This is a genomic window from Sphingomonas sp. BK481, from assembly GCF_014194875.1.
GTDB lineage: Bacteria > Pseudomonadota > Alphaproteobacteria > Sphingomonadales > Sphingomonadaceae > Sphingomonas > Sphingomonas aerolata.
This window is the reverse complement of the sequence record NZ_JACIAP010000001.1, coordinates 13,304-32,161: the sequence shown is the minus strand read 5'-3', so window position 1 is coordinate 32,161 and position 18,858 is coordinate 13,304. Positions and strand designations below refer to the sequence as shown.

The 18,858-nt window shown below is 66.8% G+C and carries 11 protein-coding genes; 8 read left to right on the top strand and 3 right to left on the bottom strand.

What is annotated here, in order from left to right:
• Positions 1–11: 11 nt before the first annotated feature.
• The gene (locus FHY04_RS00110; RefSeq protein ID WP_183935017.1) at positions 12–3,137 is read right to left on the bottom strand and encodes a TonB-dependent receptor domain-containing protein; all 3,126 of its coding nucleotides are present in this window, start codon (positions 3,135–3,137) and stop codon (positions 12–14) included.
• 221 nt (positions 3,138–3,358) lie between these two features.
• Here FHY04_RS00110 and FHY04_RS00105 point away from each other — a divergent pair, with 221 nt between their 5' ends.
• Positions 3,359–3,898 (top strand): hypothetical protein, encoded by a 540-nt coding sequence (locus tag FHY04_RS00105; RefSeq protein ID WP_183935016.1) that lies wholly within the window; start codon positions 3,359–3,361, stop codon positions 3,896–3,898.
• Positions 3,899–3,963: 65 nt separating this feature from the next.
• On the opposite strand, the gene FHY04_RS00100 is transcribed toward FHY04_RS00105, so the two are convergent.
• Positions 3,964–5,451 (bottom strand): glycosyltransferase family 39 protein, encoded by a 1,488-nt coding sequence (locus FHY04_RS00100; protein ID WP_183935015.1) that lies wholly within the window; start codon positions 5,449–5,451, stop codon positions 3,964–3,966.
• Positions 5,452–5,512: 61 nt separating this feature from the next.
• Positions 5,513–7,819 carry a glycoside hydrolase family 3 N-terminal domain-containing protein gene (locus FHY04_RS00095; RefSeq protein ID WP_409349133.1) on the bottom strand — a complete coding sequence of 769 codons (2,307 nt, stop codon included), beginning with the start codon at positions 7,817–7,819 and terminating at the stop codon, positions 5,513–5,515.
• A 164-nt stretch (positions 7,820–7,983) separates the two neighbouring features.
• Between FHY04_RS00095 and FHY04_RS00090 the strand changes: the two genes are divergently transcribed.
• The 7 genes from FHY04_RS00090 (at position 7,984) to FHY04_RS00060 (ending at position 18,854) form a co-directional block, all read left to right on the top strand.
• Complete coding sequence (locus tag FHY04_RS00090; protein WP_183935014.1) at positions 7,984–9,051, top strand: LacI family DNA-binding transcriptional regulator; 1,068 nt, start codon at positions 7,984–7,986, stop codon at positions 9,049–9,051.
• Complete coding sequence (locus FHY04_RS00085) at positions 9,048–12,113, top strand: TonB-dependent receptor domain-containing protein (RefSeq protein ID WP_260171247.1); 3,066 nt, start codon at positions 9,048–9,050, stop codon at positions 12,111–12,113. Before FHY04_RS00090 ends, FHY04_RS00085 begins: the two co-directional genes overlap by 4 nt.
• Before the next feature lie 69 nt (positions 12,114–12,182).
• Positions 12,183–13,637, top strand: coding sequence for a glucoamylase family protein (locus FHY04_RS00080; protein ID WP_183935013.1), 1,455 nt, complete (start codon positions 12,183–12,185; stop codon positions 13,635–13,637).
• A gap of 66 nt (positions 13,638–13,703) precedes the next feature.
• Positions 13,704–14,603 carry a hydrogen peroxide-inducible genes activator gene (locus FHY04_RS00075; RefSeq protein ID WP_056679320.1) on the top strand — a complete coding sequence of 300 codons (900 nt, stop codon included), beginning with the start codon at positions 13,704–13,706 and terminating at the stop codon, positions 14,601–14,603.
• Positions 14,604–14,696: 93 nt separating this feature from the next.
• Entirely contained in the window at positions 14,697–16,385 is a 1,689-nt protein-coding gene (locus tag FHY04_RS00070) for an ABC transporter ATP-binding protein (protein ID WP_166747000.1), read from the top strand.
• Positions 16,375–17,454: an efflux RND transporter periplasmic adaptor subunit gene (locus tag FHY04_RS00065; protein WP_183935012.1), complete on the top strand. Its 1,080-nt coding sequence runs from the start codon at positions 16,375–16,377 to the stop codon at positions 17,452–17,454. The genes FHY04_RS00070 and FHY04_RS00065 overlap by 11 nt, the downstream gene beginning before the upstream one ends.
• Positions 17,451–18,854, top strand: coding sequence for a TolC family protein (locus tag FHY04_RS00060; RefSeq protein WP_311723025.1), 1,404 nt, complete (start codon positions 17,451–17,453; stop codon positions 18,852–18,854). The genes FHY04_RS00065 and FHY04_RS00060 overlap by 4 nt, the downstream gene beginning before the upstream one ends.
• The last annotated feature ends 4 nt before the right edge of the window (positions 18,855–18,858 follow it).

The following is an 18,858-nucleotide window of genomic DNA, read 5'->3' as shown; positions in this document are numbered from 1 at the left end:
ATGGCCTGACCCTAGAAATGCAGGTTCGCACCGATCGCAAAGCGGCGGCCCAGTGCGTCATACGTCGACGGATAGGTGTTGCCGCTGTTGAAGCTCGTCGAACCCACCGTCGATCCGACGAGCGGCGGCTGCTTGTCGAACAGATTCTGTACCGTGACGGTCAGGTCGAAATTCTCGGCAATGCCGATCCGGGTCGACAGGTCGATATAGTCGTAGGACGGGATCCGCGTGAAATCCGCAGACTGGCCGGCAAGAGCGCCACCGGTGAGCGTACCACTGAACGCCGCCCCGTTACCGTTGACGATATCGTCCGGCTCCTGCTGGACGTTATCGATGTGACGCCACAGCACCGACACGTCGATATTGTCGACGAAGGTGAACGTCGCACGAGTGTTCCAGGTGAATTCGGGCTGGATCGAGCCCGAGCCCCCCGCCGCAGCGCTGGCCGCGCCGCCGCAGTTGACCGAATAATAGCCGATGCACTCACGATTGATGAGGCCCGGTGCGGCCTGGAAGGTCGCAGAGTTCGACCAGTTGCCCTGGAACGACAGGCCCAGTTTGACACCCTGAGTCAGCGGCGTGCGATAGTTGATAGCGAGATCGATACCGTCGGTCTTGACGGTGCCGAGGTTCGAGATTGCAGCCAGCAGGCCGCGCGTGGTTGCCGGATCGCCGTCGAGTCCGCCCGTGACCGGGTTTCGCGAGATCGCGAGGCAGGCCGGGCTGGTGGCGCTCGCCGCGGTGATGGTGTCGAAGCAGTTGGAGATGATATCGCCCGGCGCGAACTGCGAGATCGCGCCCTTGATCTTGATGTTGTAGTAATCGACGTTGATCGAAAGGCCGGGAATGATCTGCTGCGGCTGGATGACGAGGCCGAGCGTGTAGCTGTCCGACTTTTCCGGACGCAGGTCGAGGTTACCGCCGGACGTGATGTTCGCCTGACCCGCAGTCGGAACCGCAATGAGACCGATGGTCGAGGCCGGTGCGCCCTGCGCAAGGCAGACGGCGCGCAGATTGGCATCGTTGACCGGCGCTGCACCGGCGCAACGATCGGTCGCCAGGTTGGTCAGACCCGTATTCACCGGCGAGAACAGCTCGCTGATCGTCGGTGCGCGGACTGCACGCTGATAGCTGCCGCGAACCTTCAGGCCCGTGACAGGCTCCCAGCTGCCGCCGCCCTTGTAGGTGGTCGTGTTATACGAGGGCGAGTTGGCCGCGAAGACCTTGTAGTGCGAGTAGCGGACGCCCGCTTCGAGCGTCAGGCTTTGGAAGAACGGACGATCCTGGACGAGCGGTGCGATAAGCTCGCCAAAGCCTTCGCTGACCTCATAGCCACCGTCGATGTTCGGCGCGGCGCCACCGGCGCCACCGAGTTCGCCAGCGGTCTGTGCCAGCGTATCCGAACGCTGCGACGCACGGTACTTGCGATACTCCGCACCGGCCGCGAAACCGATCGAGTCGCTCGCGAACGGCGAGGCAAAGCCGAAATCACCGTTGAGAACCGCGCGGGCCTGCGCCAGCGAGGTACGGACGGTCGTGGTGCTCTCACCCGTGATGTACGAGGTCATATCGGGGGTGATCGACCCGTCGGCACCGAAGACGTTGAGCGGAACGCAGCCGGTTCCCGCGTCGATCGCCGCACCGCCGGGCGCACCGCCAAGGCAGCTCGTGGTATTGGTTGCATAGACCGCGGACCGTACGCGCGACGTCAGAACATAGCCCTGCAGCGTCTGCGTATTCTCCGATTCGCCGTAACCGCCTGAAACATCGAGCTTGATACCCTCGGTCAGCCCGACTTTCACGCCGGCACGATAGTCGAAGATCGTCGTCTGGAAGTTCGAGATACGCGGCCCGACCTCGGTCGTGCGCCGAGCCAGATTGGTCGTGATCGTGCGGAAGTTCGGGTTTGCGGTCGTCACGCCGCCCACGGTGACGGTCGGGCTCGTCGCGGTTGCGGCGAGGTCGCACTGCGCCTGCGTGATGCTGGCGGCGGCGCAGAACTGGTTCCGCGCGCCGGCCGGCAGATAGGGGTTCGACAACGGCACGACGATCGACGAGTTGAACACGCCCGACGGCGCGATGATCGTGTCGACGGTGTTCTTTGAGAACAGGCCGCGCGTGTAGATCTCGACGCTGTCCGACACTTCGTAATGGCCGGCGCCATACATGTTGAACCGCTCGAACGGCGTCTGGAAGATGTTGTACGGGTTGAAGTTGAACGGAACGATCGTCGACGTCAGCGAACCCGTGGCCGGGTTGATCTGGCGACGACCGCCAAGCGTGAAGACCGATGGGACCGTCGTGCCCGAGCCGCTGCTCGCGCCAGAGAACGAGTCGTAATTCTGCACCGAATAGTCGCGCTCGCCCTGATAGACGGGGTCCGACTGCTGGTATCCGACCGAAAAGACCGCGTTACCGCGGCCATCGTCGAAATTGGCGCCGATCGTGATGTCGCCGCGGAAATACGCGCCATCGCCACGCTCGGTGATCTGGTTCGAAACCGAGGCGTCGATGCCCGAGAAATCCGACCGCGTGATGAAGTTGACGACGCCCGACACTGCGTCCGCGCCGTAGGTGGTGGCGGCGCCGCCGGTCAGCGTATCGACCCGCTCGACCAGTGCGAGCGGAATGTTGTTGAGATCGACGCGACCGAGCAGCCCCGAGGGTGCGATGCGGTTGCCGTCGAGCAACACGACGTTACGGAACGAGCCGAGGCCGCGAAGATCGACATAGGACGCGCCGCCGTTACCGTTGTTGACGGCCGAACCGATGCTCGGCGTCGCACCCGGCAGCGTGCGCAGAATGTCTTCGGCGGTGTTCGATTGGCGAAGCTTGATTTCCTCTTGGCCGATGACCGTCACCGGCGACGAGGCGATCAGCGCAGGGTTCTTGATCAGCGAGCCGGTGACGACGATGTCGCCCTGGCTGTTCTCCGTGCTCGGCGCGGCCTCCGACGTCGTCATGCCGACTTCGCCCTGGGCGTTGGCGCCCGGCGTGGTCGACTGAGTCGCGGTCGCGCCCCCGGCGCGAATCCCCGAATTGTCCCCCTGGACCTGCGCAAGGGCTGGAGTGGCGAACGTCGTCGCCCCCATCAGCAACGTGGTCGCAAGCAAATGGGCGCGAGCTGCAGATGTCATAAATACCCCTTTGTCGCCGGTGAATGCACCGTGCATTTTCTCCGGTTTTTCCGGTTCTGGTCACGATCTATCCAGCCACGCCATTGCGCTGCAACAATTATCGTCGATTCGGACCTTTTCTCATTTCGTTTGCGACATCACCGTGACATAACCGCAACATAGTGTCGTATGGCGAAACCCGAGGCCGGGTTCTGCCAAGCCAAAGCTGATAAGGCGATCATATGCGAATGTTGCCGGCCATCTCTGTTGCCCTGTCAGCGCTTCTCGTCGGCGCCCTGCCGATCGCCCCGGCTGTTGCCGCGCAGGCCAGAGAAGACTCTTCGAAGACATTGGATGCGCTGGCCGCGTGCCGGGACATAACGGCCGATGCAGCCCGGCTTGCCTGCTTCGACACGACCGCCGGGCAGATCGCGCGCGCGCGCCAGGCAGGCGACCTGCTTGCGCTCGACCGTGGCAAGGTTATCGAGCGCAAACGCCAGCAATTCGGCCTCGCCGATGCCGGCCAGAGCCCGCTCGGCGGCGGTGAAGCAGATCGAGCCACACGCGTTACGGAGGTGCAGACCACGATCACCACGGCAAAGCCGGCGAGCTATGCGCGGTTCGCACTGCAACTGGCGAACGGCATGGTCTGGGAAACGATCGAACCGCTCTCGCTGCAACCCCGGCCGGGTACCGCAATCACCATCCGGCAGGCCGGCTTTGGCGGGTTCAAGGCGTCGATCACCGGTGAGCGCGCGATCCTCGTCAAACGCCGCCGCTGAGCCCGGTCGCTATCTTGGGCACCTCGTAAAAAGGTGGCGTCCTGCGGTCGTTAAGGGGCTTCAGATCAGGGCCGACATGCTCGGCGCGCCCGCGGGATATCGATCAGCGTCACCGCCGGGGTGGTGTCACGGGTGAGCGGTCGGGCGGTCACCGCCGGATCGTCAAGTATCGGCGGATGAAAGGGTCCCCATTCGACCACCGCGGCGCAACCCCGGTCGCGAATCACCGCAAGCGCGGCGGCGGGCGACAAATGCGTGCCCGAATACAGCCCGTCGGCCCAGCGTTCACGATAGGCCGACTGAACGACGATCGGTCTCGGGCCCTTGAGCTCCGCGTTTGAGCGATAGCGATCAAGCGCCAGCGCGACCGCATCGTCGCCGACGATGACGAGCGCGGGTTGATGGCGCCCGATCAGGGCGACGGCCTGAGGCCAGTGCTCGCGCTCACGGCTGGGCAGCCAGCTCGCCAGGCCGATGGCGCTCAGACCGAGCAGGATGGCGCCGCTTGCACGGGCGACGGGGGTCGATCTTATCCGCGTCACACCGAGCGCCACGAGCACCAGCTCTGGTCCGCTCGCCCAGCTCAGCGTGCGCGGCAGGAATATCGGCACCCGCTGGCTGATCGCGAACAGCAGTAGCGGCGCGCCGATCGTCAGGACGGCAAGCAGCCGTACTTCCGGTCGCGCCGCGCGTACCGCACACGCTGCAAGCCCGGCGAACAGGCCCGCCAGCAGCAGCATACCTGCAATCCCCGTCTCATGGGGAAAGAGCGGCAGATAGACCTGCGCCGTCATCGCGACCGCGTCGCGCCATGACGGCGTGGCGATCCACGCGATATTGGTCACGGGCATCGTCATCTGGCGGACGCTGATCATCGCCCACCATCCCCAGCCTGCCAGCACCGCGACGTTCGTCGCCAGCCACCGCGCCTGTGCCCGTCGGTCACTCCACAGCAACCAGAGCATTGTCACCCCCGCCAACCCGGCAAACAGCGCGACCGTCGTATGCGTATACAGGCCGATGAGCGTCGCAATGCCGTAGAGGACTAGGCCACCCAGCGTCCGGCGACGCAGATAGAGCACCATCCCGGTGCAGGCGAGCAGCACCGCCAGCTGCGCGAGCGCATAGCCGCGCAGCTGTTGGCTCAGATCCGTGCCCAGCGCGGAGAGCGACAGCAGCGCGGCGGCGAGCAGCCCGGCCTTCGCATCCCCGACCGCTCGCCCTAGCCCATAGGCCGCGCCGATCCCCACCATGCCGATACCGATCGGCAGGAGCCGCACCGCGACATCATCCTGGCCGACCAGCGCGATCCAGCCCGACAGCAGCGTGTAGAACAGCGGCGGGTTCGTCTCGCGCAGCATCCAGCTGCTCCACAGCCGCGACACGGGCTGGCGCGCGAATTCGAGCGACGCCAGCTCGTCATACCACAGCGAACAGTTCGCCGTGCCCATGCGAAAAGCCGCGACGGCGACGAGCATCAGCGCCAAGACCACCAACGCGCGCCGGCCGCCGGCCTGCGCCGGGTATCCATCATGCTGATCGACCCGCTTCACCGCCATCGCCTTTCCCGATCGCGTTCCCCCGCGCAAGGCCTACAGCTTGCGCCGATACGCGTCAGACGAGGTCGAATTCGCCCGACACCCCCTCGGCCTGCGCCGATGGCGCGATCCATAGGTGGAAGCGGCCCGGCTCGACCGTCGGCACGAGATCCTGGCCGATGAAGAGCAGGTCGTCGCGACGCAGCGTGAACGACACGACCTGCCGCTCGCCCGGCATCAGCGCGACACGGCGAAACGCTTTGAGTTCGCGCACGGGGCGCGTCACGCTGGCCGCGAGATCGCGGATATAGAGCTGCACGACCTCCTCAGCGGCGCGCGTGCCGCCATTGGCGATCGTCGCGCGCACCGTCAGCGCGCCATCGGTCGACAGCCGCGCAGCGCCGAGATCGAGCGACTGATAGTCGATCGCACCATAGGTCAGGCCATGACCGAACGGGAACAGCGCGGCGTTGGCGAATTCGCGGTAGCGCGCCTTGTATTCGAGCAACGGGCCCGGCGGGTTGGGCCGCCCGGTGTTCTTGTGATCATAATGATAGGGCTCCTGCCCCGTGGCATGCGGGAAGGAAACGGGCAGCCGCGCCGACGGCCCGGTCTTGCCGAACACGATGTCGGCGATCGCCGGCCCGTCCTGCGACCCCAGAAACCAGGTGACCAGGATCGCCGGCGCCTTGAGCACCGCGTCGCTGAGCACCAGTGCACGGCCCGTACGCAGCAGCACGACGATCGGCGTGCCGGTCGCTGCCACCGCCTCGGCCAGCGCCATCTGCGCCGCGGGGATCACGATCGACGCCCGCGACTGCGCCTCGCCCGACATGCGCTGACTCTCGCCGACCGCCAGCAGGACGACATCGGCCGCGCGTGCGGCGGCCACAGCTGCGGCAATCCCGCCGGGGAGCGGATCGTCGATCCCCGACCCCGGCGTCACGCTGACCTGCGCCGGGTCGGCCACCGCTGCCCGGATACCGGTCGCCAGATCGACCGCCTCGGCGTCGGTGCCGTACACGTTCCACGGACCGATCAGGTCGTGCTGCCCGGCCGCGAACGGGCCGATCAGCGCGATCCGCCGTCCCTGTCGCGGCAGCGGCAGCAATGCGCCGTCATTCTTCAGCAGGACGATCGACCGCGCCCCCGCATCGCGGGCCAGCGCCAGCGTCTCGCGCGTCCGGATCCGCGTCTTCTCGCGACGCGGGTCGATCCGCCGGAACGGATCGTCGAACAATCCGAGCGCGACCTTGAGCGCGAGGACGCGGCGGACCGCCTGGTCGAGCCGCGCCATCGGCACCTCGCCCGCCGCGACGAGCGCCGGCAGATGCGCTAGGTAAAACCCGCTTTGCATGCTCATGTCGACGCCCGCCATGAAGGCGAGCTTGGTCGCTTCGCGCGCATCCGTCGCAAAACCGTGCGCGATCAATTCCTCGTCGCCGGTATAGTCGGACACGACCAGCCCGCCAAAGCCCCATTCGCGGCGCAGGATCTGCGTCAGCAGCCACGCATTCGCGGTCGCCGGAACGCCCGAAATCTCGTTGAACGCCGCCATCGTCGTCGCAGCGCCGGCGTCGAAGGCCGACTGGAACGGCGGAAAATACACCTCGCGGAGCGTACGCTCCGAAACGTCTACCGTGTTGTAGTCGAGCCCGGCTTCGCCCGCGCCATAGGCGGCGAAATGCTTGGCGCACGCCGCGACTGCGTCCGACGCCGCCAGTCCCCGCTCGCCTTGGAACCCGCGGACCCGCGCGGCCGCCATCATCCGGCCGAGCAGGACATCCTCGCCCGCCCCCTCGACACCACGGCCCCAGCGCGCGTCGCGCGCGACATCGACCATCGGCGCGAACGTCCAGTCGATCCCCGATGCCGCCGCCTCGGCCCCCGCGGCCCGGGCAGTGCGCCGCGCAAGGTCGGGATCGAAGCTTGCTGCCTCTGCAAGCGGGACCGGAAACACGGTGCGCAGCCCATGGATCACGTCGGCGGCGAACAGCAGCGGGATCTTCAACCGCGACTGGCGCATCGCAGCGGTCTGCATCCGCTGTGCCATGACCGCGCCATTGCCGTTGAACACCCCGCCCAGTCGCCCGGCGCGGACCTGCGCGAGCTGTTCGTTGAAACTCGACGACCCGCCCGCGGGGTTGAGCGCGGTCGCCGCCCCCCCCGCCCAGGCCGCCGCCATCAGCGTCAACTGCCCGGCCTTCTCGACGACGGTCATGCGCGCAAGCACGGCTTCGACCGATGCGGGCAAGGCACGCGGCTGTGCCGTCTGCTGCAGCAGCGCGCGCGCCGGGCTGGCGGCCCAGGCGGTGACGGCGCCCGCCCCCATGATCATCGCCCGTCGTGAAATCGTCCGTTGTGCCATCGTCGCCGCCGTCATCCGCTAACCCTTTGTCCGTGCCTGTTTCGACCGCCCGGCTCCACCGGGCTGATGATCGTTGCAAGGTTCTTGATCCCCGTTTCTGGATCATGTAACCGGTTACATCAAGAACAACATTTCCAGCCGCGAACGACGGCCGACGCCAGAGGGGATCCTGACCAGCCATGTCGCACGCCACGATCCGTGATATTGCCCGCGAGGCGGCGGTGTCGGTGGCGACCGTGTCGCGCGCGATGAACGGGCTTGCCAGCGTCCGCCCCGAATTGCGCAAGCATATCGAGGAGGTCGCGACGCGGCTCGGCTATGTCCCGCATGCCGCGGCGCGACACCTGAGCTCGGCCCGTTCGGGCATGATCGGCGTGGTGATCCCCGATCTTCACGGCGAATTCTTCTCCGAACTGCTGCGCGGCATGGACCGCGAGGCGTCGGAGCGCGGGCTGTACCTGATGCTGATGAGGATGCACGGCGACGCGGCGCGCGGTGTGGCGGCGCTGAACGCGATGCGCGGTCGGGTCGACGGGCTGCTGGTCATGGCCCCTCAGGTCGCGGCGGACGAGCTGCTCGCGCACCTGCCGCGCGACATGCCCGCGGTGCTGCTGAACTGTGCGCCGGGGCAGCCCGGCCGCGCCGAACTGCGCATCGACAACGCCTCCGGCGCCGCCGCGATCGTCGAGCATCTGATCGCGACCGGCCGCCGCCGGCTGGTCCATATCACCGGCCCCGAGGGGAATATCGATGCGGAGGAACGGTGTCGCGGCGCGCGCGACGCCTGCGCGCGTGCGGGCGTCGCGCTGCGCATCCTGCAGGGGGACTTCAACGAACCCTCGGGCATCGCCGCCGCCGCGACCCTTCTCGACGAGGGGTGCGACGCGGATGCGATCTTCGCCGCGAACGACATGATGGCGATCGGCGCGATGATGACGCTGAAACGGGCCGGGATTGCCGTTCCGGAGCAGATTGCGATCGCCGGTTTCGACGACATCCCGCTCGCCCGGCTCATCACGCCGTCGCTGACCACCGCGAGCATCGACATCGCGGCCTTCGGTGCGCGCGGCGTCGCACGGCTGGCAGGCGCGATTGCCGGGCAGGACGATGGCCTGCCCGAGCAGCGCATCCCGGTCGTCGTCATACGGGGATCGACCGGCCAGCCCGACGCGGCACGACCCAACGCATTTCTATCCACAATCCACAACGAGACACCCGATCAATCGGGAACAGGGGAACGACCATGACCAAGATGATGTTGCGTGCGGCAGCGCTTTCGCTGACGGCGCTGTCCGGCGGGGTGCTGTTCGCCCCCGCGCCGGCAGCCGCCCAGGTCGGCCAGGCGTCGTTACGCGGCACGATCACCGCGCCGGCGGACAATCCGGTCGTCGAGGTCACCGCGGTCGAGGTCGCGACCGGCCTGCGTCGCACGGTGCCCGCCGACGCCGCTGGCAGCTATAACTTCGCATCGCTGCGCGCGGGCACCTATCGCCTCGAGATCAGGCAGCGCACCGGCACGCGCAATTCCGACAGCTTCACGCTGCGCGTCGGGCAGAGCGCCGGGCTCGACCTCGACCTGTCGAGCGCCGCGACGCCCCCCGCCGCTCAGCCGACAACGCCCGGTGCCGAACCTGCTCCGACGGCGGACACCGGGGCGACCCCGGCCGCAGGCGGCACGGGCGACGAGATCGTCGTCACCGGCAACCGGATCCGCTCGCTGTCGGGCGGCCAGGTCGGCAGCAACATCACGCAGCGCCTGATCGAGCAACTGCCGCAGAACAACCGCAACTTCCTTGCCTTCGCCGATCTCGCACCGGGCGTCCGCTTCATCGAGGACGCCAGCGGCGCGTCGCGCATTCAGGGCGGCGGCCAGGACAGCCGCACCGTCAATGTGTTCGTCGATGGCGTCAGCCAGAAGGATTACGTCCTCAAGAACGGCATCACCGGCCAGGATTCGTCGCCCGGCAACCCCTTCCCGCAGCTTGGCATCGGCGAATATCAGGTGCTGTCGTCGAACTATAAGGCGGAGTTCGACCAGGTCAGCTCGGTCGCGATCACCGCGGTGACCAAGTCGGGCACGAACGAATTCCACGGCGAGGGCTTCTTCGACTACACCAACCAGAAGCTGCGCGACCGTCGCCCGAGCGAGATTTTCCCGACCACGATTCCGAAGGTGGACACGAGCAACAAGCAGTTCGGCGCGGCCCTGGGCGGCCCGATCATCAAGGACAAGGCGCACTTCTTCTTCACCTATGAAGGCAAGCGCATCACCAGCCCGTACGACGTGCGACCCGAGAACGGCTATCCGGTCGCGTCGATTCCGGAACAATATCGGGACGATTTCGGTACCTTCGCGCAGCGGTTCAAGGAAGACCTGTACTTCGGCAAGATCGATATCGTGCCGACCGACAATGATCTGATCGAGCTGTCGGCCAAGTATCGCAACGAGTCCGGGCTGCAGAACGCGACGGGCATCAACGCCGCGAGCACGTCGACGTTGAACAAAGTCGTCGACAAGCGCGGCCTGCTGCGTTGGCAGCATACGGGCAATACGTGGATCAACGACGCGCGCGTCTCGTATGAGGATGTGGTCTTCTCGCCGACGCCCGCGACCGACGGCATTACGCAGTTTTTCCAGGCGACGCAGCGGATCGGCAGCGGCACGCAGCGCACCGACCTGCTTCGCGCCGGCGCCGGCGGCAACTTCCAGACCAAGGGGCAAAAGGGCTGGACCGTCCAGGACGATTTCACCTTCACCGGTCTTCAGGGGCACACGATCAAAGTCGGGGCCAAGGCGAAATGGGTGAAGCTCAACACGCGCGAGCAGAACCTGACCAACCCGCAATATACCTATGACGTCAACGCGATCCCCGGCGTCGCCTTCAACGACACGCTGCCCTACCAGCTCCAGTTCGGTGCCGCCGTCGCGGCGGGCAATCCCAATGTCCGGTCGAACAATTTCCAGATCGGTTTCTATGCGCAGGATGATTGGGACGTCACCGACCACCTGACGCTCAATCTCGGCCTGCGCTGGGATTATGAGCGGACGCCGGCCTATCTCGATTATGCCACCTCGGCAGAGAATGTCGCTGCGGTGTCGCCGGCCAATTACGGCAACCTCACTGGCGCCGACTACGACATCAACGACTATATCTCGACCGGCAACAACCGGAAGGCGTTCAAGGGCGCGTGGCAGCCGCGTCTAGGCTTCACCTATCGCTTCGACGAAGCCGGACGCTTCTCGATGTTCGGCGGCTATGGCCGTTCCTATGATCGCAACCAGTTCGACTTCCTCCAGCAGGAGGTCAGTCAGGGCGCGTACCAGGTCCGCACGTTCAACTTCATCGGCAATGATTCACTCAACCCCTGCGTACCCAGCCAGACCTGTATCGCCTGGGATCCGGTCTATCTGACCGAGGCCGGGCGCCAGCAGCTGGCGACCTCTGCGAGTGGTGGGGGCCGCGCGATCGTCATGATGAACAATGATCTGAAGCTGCCCTATTCGGACCAGTTCAGCCTTGGTCTGCGCGGCCGCTTCTCACCGGTCGAACTCGAGCTCGGCTTCACGCATATCGAGAGCAATGACGGGTTCGCATTCCTGCTCGGCAACCGGCGCCCGGACGGGAGCTTCTTCTTCAACGATCCGGCCAACCCGACCGACGTACCGCAGTCGCCGTTCTCCTTCTCGCCGAACGGCTTCGGGTCGATCATTCTCGGCACCAATGGCCTGAAGACCAATTCCGATGCCGTCTATTTCAAGCTGACCAAGACCTATTCGGCGGCCTCGCCGTGGAGCATCGACGCGACCTACACCTACACGCAGGCCGACGAGAACCGGCAGTTCGGCGAAACCTATTCGCTCGATTTCGCCCAGCTCTCCGATTATCCGACCTTGCGCTCGTCGGGCGTGCCGCGTCACCGGTTCGTCATCGCGGGCAGCGTCGATACGCCGATCGGGGTGACGATCTCGACCAAGTTCCAGATCGAATCGCCGATCTATCTCAAGGCGTTCATCGACAATTCGGATCCGTTCTCGCGAACGCTGGTCGGGCGCGAGGCCGATGGCCTTGGCGATCTCTGGGGTCGCCGACAGCTCGATTTCGCGTTCACGAAATATGTCCCGCTCGGCCTCATCTCCGATCAGACCAGGATCCGCATGCGGCTCGATATCCTGAACGTGATGAACGACCGCAATTACGTCGATTTCAACAACAGCCCGCTCGACCCGAATTACGGTCGGCGGTCGACCTACAGCACGGGCGGCAACGCACCGCGCACGGTCAAATTGTCGGCGGGTTTCTCCTTCTGACCTGCCCCCGGGGGACGTGGCTCAGCCACGCCCCCGCTTTTTTTTTGAAGACCAGACCCGAAGGATATCATGATCGATCGCAGGCAGATGCTGGGCCACAGCACGCTCGGCCTGGCGGGACTCATGGCCGGCTGCGCCGCGCCGTTCCGCTCCAATGCGCCCCTCCCCAGCGCGGCCCTCCCCGGCCCCGAGACCATCGCTACGCCGATGCCGAGCGCGTTGCTCGCTGACCTCCATCACCGCAGCTTCCGCTATTTCTGGGACACGACCGATCCCGTCACGGGTCTTGCGCCCGATCGCTGGCCGACCCCGTCCTTCGCGTCGATCGCCGCGGTCGGCTTCGCGCTCACCGCCTATCCGATCGGGGTCGAGAATGGCTGGATCACGCGCGACCAGGCGCGCGCGCGGACCCTGGCCACGCTCGAATTCTTCGCAGCCGCCCCGCAGGGCGACAGCCGTAGCGACGATAGCGGCTTCAAGGGCCTGTTCTACCATTTCCTCGGCCGGACCAAGGGTCACCGCTTCGCACGCGCCGAACTGTCGACGATCGACACGGCGCTGCTGATCGGCGGCGTGCTGTTCGCCCAGAGCTGGTTCGATACCGAACATCCGGGCGACGTCCGGATCCGTGCGCTGGCGGACCAGCTCTATGCCGCGATCGACTGGACCTGGATCACCCCGCGTGCGCCGTTCATGGCGATGGGCTGGCATCCCGAAAGCGGCTTCATCCCGCATGACTGGAACATCTACAACGAAGGCCTGCTGCTCTATATCCTCGCGCTCGGCTCGCCGACGCACGCGCTGCCGGCAGAGAGCTGGGATGCGTGGACGAGCCGGTTCGACGCGCAGTGGGGCGACCGCTGGGGCGGCGAGTCGCACGTCCAGTTTCCCGCGCTGTTCATCCATCAGTACAGCCATTGCTGGATCGACTTCCGCGGTATCCGCGACCGCTACATGACGGCGAAGGGCATCGATTATTTCGAGAACAGCCGCCGCGCGGTCCGCGCACAGCGCGCCTACGCGATCGCCAACCCCGAAGGCTGGGTAGGCTATGGCCCCGATGTCTGGGGGCTGACCGCGTGTGACGGCCCCGGCGACTTCACCACCGACATCGGCGGCCGCCGACGCGAATTCTTCAGCTATGCGGCCCGCGGCGTCGGCGACCGGGACGACGGGACGCTGGCCCCGACCGCGGCGGCGGCATCGATCGCGTTCGAACCCGAATTGTCGCGCCGCGCGATCGAAACGATGCACGCCCGCTACGGCGCCCGCATCTACGGCAAATACGGCTTTCTCGATTCGTTCAACCCGACGCTGACGGCCACGTCGGTGCCGCTCAAGCATGGCAGCGTCGATCCCGCTGCGGGCTGGGTGGACGACGATTATCTGGGCATCGACCAGGGCGCGATCGTGGTCATGATGGAGAATTGGCGCACCGGCCTCGTCTGGACGACCATGCGCCGCAATCCGCATATCCGCCGCGGGTTGCAGCGCGCGGGGTTTACCGGGGGTTGGCTGACCTGATCGCAGCGGCGGGCGATGACGCTATAACAGGTGCGCACGGCCGGCTCGGGCGCGATAGGATGACGCATGCATCGCCCCAGGACCACCATCCGCCAGCTCAGCTATTTCGTCGCGCTTGCCGAAAACGGCAGCTTCACCCGCGCGGCCGAACGGATGGGCGTGTCCCAGCCGTCGCTGTCGCAACAGATCCGCGCGCTCGAGACGATTCTCGGCGCGCCACTGTTCGAACGCGGTGGCCCTGCGATCCCGACGCCGCTCGGCCGCGAGCTCCTCGAGCGCGCGCGTCGGATCCTGTTCGACCTTGCGGACCTGGAGGAGGTGCGCGTCGCTTCGGCGGACGCGTTGGTCGGGACGATCCGGCTGGGCGTATCGCCGACGCTCGGCGCCTATCTGCTACCGACCTTCGTCGCGCGTCTGCACCGTGACCATCCGACGCTGCGCATCCATGTGCGCGAAGGCCTGCCCTCCGCGCTGACCGCGGGACTCGCGGCGGGTGACCACGACCTGATCCTCGCACAGCTGCCGGTCGCCGGGCGCGGATTCCACACCGAGCGTCTGTTCCGTGAGGCGCTGTATCTGGCGATGGCGGCGGACCATCCGCTGGCGCCCAAGGCTGGAATCGAGATGGCCGATCTGCGCGGCCAGAACCTGCTGACGCTCGTCGCGGACTATCGCCTCGCGCAACAGGTCGCCGCGATCGCCGGCGAAGTCGGCGCGGTCGTGCTCAACGATTACGAGGGCACCAGTCTCGACGCGATCCGGCAGATGGCCGGGATGGGCATGGGGCTGGCCCTGCTGCCCGAACTCTATGTCCGCCAGGAAGTGCGCGACGGCGACGACGTCACCGTCCGCCCGTTCAATCACGGTCGCCAATATCGCGAGATCGGACTGCTGTGGCGCATCGGCGCAGGCCGTGCTCCCGCCTATCACCTGATCGCCGACCTGTTGCGCGCGGTTGGCCCATAGGTTTATCCTATCGATGATATAGCCGCCCCGTAGTTGTATCAATGAGGCTGTGCGGCGATTCTAATTGCGGACTCGAGCAGTTGGATGACGCAGGTGGCAGGCAAACGAATCGGATGGCGTGAAGCACGCGGCTGGCTGGGCGAGATCGTTGCACCCGATACGCCCTATCTCCGCCTCGCAATGGTGTACGGCGTCGCGATCAGCCTGTTGTCGCTCGCCACGCCGATCTCGGTGCAGCTGCTGATCAACAGCGTCGCCAACACCGCGCTGCCCGCACCGCTCTGGACGCTGGCCGGGCTGTTGCTCGTGCTGCTGCTGTTCGTGGCCGGGCTCAGCGCGATGCGCTTCTGGGTCATGGCGCTGTTCGAACGGCGGTTCTTTGCGCGCGTCGTCGCCGAAATCACCGAACGCGCCGTCCATGCGCAGAACCCCTTCTTCGCCGATCAGAATCGCGGCGACCTGTTCAACCGCTATTTCGATCTCGTCGTGGTGCAGAAGGCGGTACCGAGCCTGGTGATCGGGGCGTTCACGATCATCCTTCAGTCCGCGGTCGGGCTGGTCGTGACGAGTTTCTACCACCCCTTCTTCCTCGCGTTCAACGCGCTGCTGATCCTGCTGGTGCTCGCGATCTGGACGATCTGGTCGCGCGGATCGATCCGCTCCGCGGTCGCGCTCAGTCACGCCAAGCATGAGGCCGCCCGCTGGCTGGAAAGCCTGGGTGGATCGAACGGCTTCTACAAATCGAGCCGCCATCTCGATTTCGCGATGGATCGGTCCGAAGCCGTCACTGCGACCTATGTCGACCGGCACGAACGCTATTTCCGCTACAGCTTCGCGCAGACCGTGGCCTTCCTGCTGCTCTATGCCTTTGCCAGTGCGGCGCTGCTCGCGCTCGGCGGCAATCTGATCCTGCGCGGCGAATTGTCGATCGGACAGCTGGTCGCGGCCGAGCTGATCCTGAGCGGTGTATTCTACGGCGTGTCGCAGCTCGGCTGGTATCTCGACACGCTCTACGATCTGATCGCGAGCGCTGAGGAATTGTCGCTGCTGTTCGCGATTCCCCAGGAACAGGCGGCCGCCACCGCGGGACAGGCGCCCGGCGATGGTGCCGTCCGGCTCGAAGCGGTCGAAGTGGAGGGTGCGCGCTTCGACTTCTCGCTGGCGGCGGGCGAACAGCTCGTCACGCTCGCGGATGGCGGGGCGGAACGGCTGCTGGCGATGGTGCTCAAGCGCCACATCGTGCCCGAGCGCGGGCTGGTCACGGTCGGTGGCGCCGACATGGCGACGTTCGACATGTATCTGTTGCGATCCGCGGTGATGGTGCTCGACCGGCCGACGATCGTCGAGGTCACGATCCGCGAATATCTGTCGCTTGCCGCGGCGGCTGGATCGGACCCGGGCGGGATGCTCGAAGTCCTCGACGCCGTGGGCCTGCGCGAACGGGTTGCGCAGTTTCCGCACGGACTCGACACCCCGCTAGCCGCGTCGGGCTATCCGCTGGCGATCGGCGAGGTCGTCGCACTCAAGCTCGCCAGCGCGCTGCTCGTGCGACCACGCGTGCTGATGCTCTCGCAGCTGTGCGACCTGATTCCCGCGGAGCGGCTGGCGGACGTGCTGCGCCGGTTGAAGGCGGCCGGGACGACCACCTTGCTGTGTACCGGCCGGCCCGAGGACATCGTCCTCGATGGCTGGTTCCGCCTCGAACCGCATCGCCAGCGACGCTTCGCCACCCATGCCGCGCTGATCGCCGACGCGCATACGGAGTCGAACGATGCCGTATAGTCCCGATCGCGTCGCACATTTCCCGACACTGGCAAGGATGCGCGCGCCGCGCAGCGCGGTGACGGTCGCGTGGCTGTTGTTTATCGGCATCGCGGTCGCGATCGCGATCATGGCGCTGGTCCCCTGGGTGCAGACCGCCAACGGCACCGGCCAGGTCGTCGCGCTCGATCCCGACGATCGGCAGCAGCAGGTGACGGCGTTCGTGCCGGGCCGCGTCGAACGCTGGTATGTACATGACGGGCAGCATGTCGAACGCGGCGATCCGATCGCGCGCGTCGTCGATCTCGACCCCGACCTGCTGTCGCGTCTGCGCGCCGAACGGGCGCAGGTCGAGGCGGAGATCGCCGCGGTCCAGCAAAGCCGCGCGGTCGCGGGAATCGACGTGTCGCGTACTGCGCAGCTCCTCGCCGAGGGGCTGGCCGCGCGGCGCGACTATGAGCAGACCCAGATCAAGGTCGCCGATGCAGGCGCCAAGCTGGCCGAGGCGCGCGCCAAGCTCAACCGGATCGACATCCAGCTCAACCGCCAGTCCGCGCAGATGGTCCGCGCACCCCGCGACGGTCGCGTCCAGCAGCTCAACGCCACGACCGGCGGATCGATGGTGTCGCCCGGCACCGTGCTCGCGGTGATCGCGCCCGAGCGCGTCGAGCGCGCGGTCGAGCTGTTCGTCGACGGTCGCGACGTGCCGGTGCTGCGTCCCGGCCGACCGGTCCGCCTTGAATTCGAGGGCTGGCCCGCGATCCAGTTCAGCGGCTGGCCGTCGGTTGCACAGGGGATGTTCGACGGCCGCGTTCGCACGATCGATCCCAATGCCGCTCCCGACGGGCTGTTCCGCATCCTGGTCGAGCCCCAGCCCGGCAAACCTGCCTGGCCCGCGCGCGAATTCGTCCGCCCCGGCGGCAAGGTGCGCGGCTGGGTGCAGGGCGAGACGGTGCTGGTCGGTTATGAACTCTGGCGCCAGCTCAACGACTTTCCGCTCGAATTCGGCCGGCGCCCGGCGGCAGCCGCGAAGGGCGAGGCCAAGGCCATGGATGCGAAGGCCTCCGACGAGGAGGGTGGCAAGAAGTGACCCGATTCTTCGCCGCGCTGCTGATGCTGCTGTCCCCAGTGGCGGCGATCGCGCAAGCCGCCCCACTGACACTCGACGAGGTGCTGCGTGCCTCCGTGCGGTCCGCCCCGCAGATCGTCGAGGCACTCGCGCGCGTCCGCCAGGCGGAGGGGCGATCGCTGTCGGCGGACGGCGCGTTCGACACGGTGTTCGACGTCGACGGCAAGTCGCGCGTCGCGGGCTATTATGACGGCACCGTCGTCGAAAGCCGCGTGACGAGGCCGCTGACGACCAATGGCGGCTATGTCTATGGTGGCTACCGCGCGTCGCGGGGCACTTTTCCTGTCTATGAGGATCAGGCCTATACCAACCGGCTGGGCGAGGCGAAGGTCGGCGCGCTGTTCGCCTTGTTGCGCGACCGCGTGGTCGACGAACGCCGGACGCGGCGCAGCGTCGCCGGCGCGGACATCGACGTCGCACGGTTCGAAGCGCAGATGGTCGCGATCGGCGTCCAGCGCCGCGCGGTCGACGCCTATCAGGCCTGGGTCGCCGCAGGGTTGCGACTGCGTGCCTATCGCGACCTGCTCGACCTTGCGGAGCGGCGGCGCGGCGCGATCGGGCGGCTGGTGACGCTGGGTGCACGACCCGAGATCCTGTTGACCGAAAACGACCAGAACCTCGTCCGCCGGCGCGCGCTCGTGGTGCGGGCCGAACAGGATATCGCCACCGCCGCCAACACGCTGTCACTCTATCTGCGCGACGATGCGGGGGCGCCGCTGCTCGTATCGCCCGACCGGCTGCCCGCGGACACGAGCGCGCTTGCCGGCGTCGCGCCGACCGGATCGAGCGCGGCAGCGGTCACGCGGCCGGATTACCGGGCGATCCTGACCCGGATCGACCAGTCGACCGCGCGGCTGATGCTGGCGGAAAACGATCTGTCGCCCCGGCTCGACCTGCGCGGTGAAGTCGGCAAGGATGTCGGCCCGGTCGGTCTGGGCGGACCAAACCGCACGCCGCTCGAGGCGGCGGTCGGCTTCCGCTTCAGCGTGCCGCTCCAGAACCGCGCCGCCAAGGGACGGGTGGCCGAAGCCCGCGCCGAGATCGACGCATTGGCACAGCGCAGTCGCTTCCTGCGCGACCAGATCGCGATCGAGGTCGAAGGCATCGTCATCGCGGTCGGCGCGACCGAACGGCTTGCCGGGATCGCGGAGGAGGAACGCAGCCTGGCCGACCAGCTCGCCGTCGCGGAACGCCGCCGCTTCGAACTGGGATCGGGCGACTTCTTCCTGGTCAACCAGCGCGAGGAGACCGCGACCGATGCACGCGTCCGCCTGATCGACGCACAAGCGCGAATCGCCTCCGCGCGCGCCGAACTCGCCGCCGCGACGGCCGACCGTGTCGCACTGGGGCTGGACCGCTAGGCCA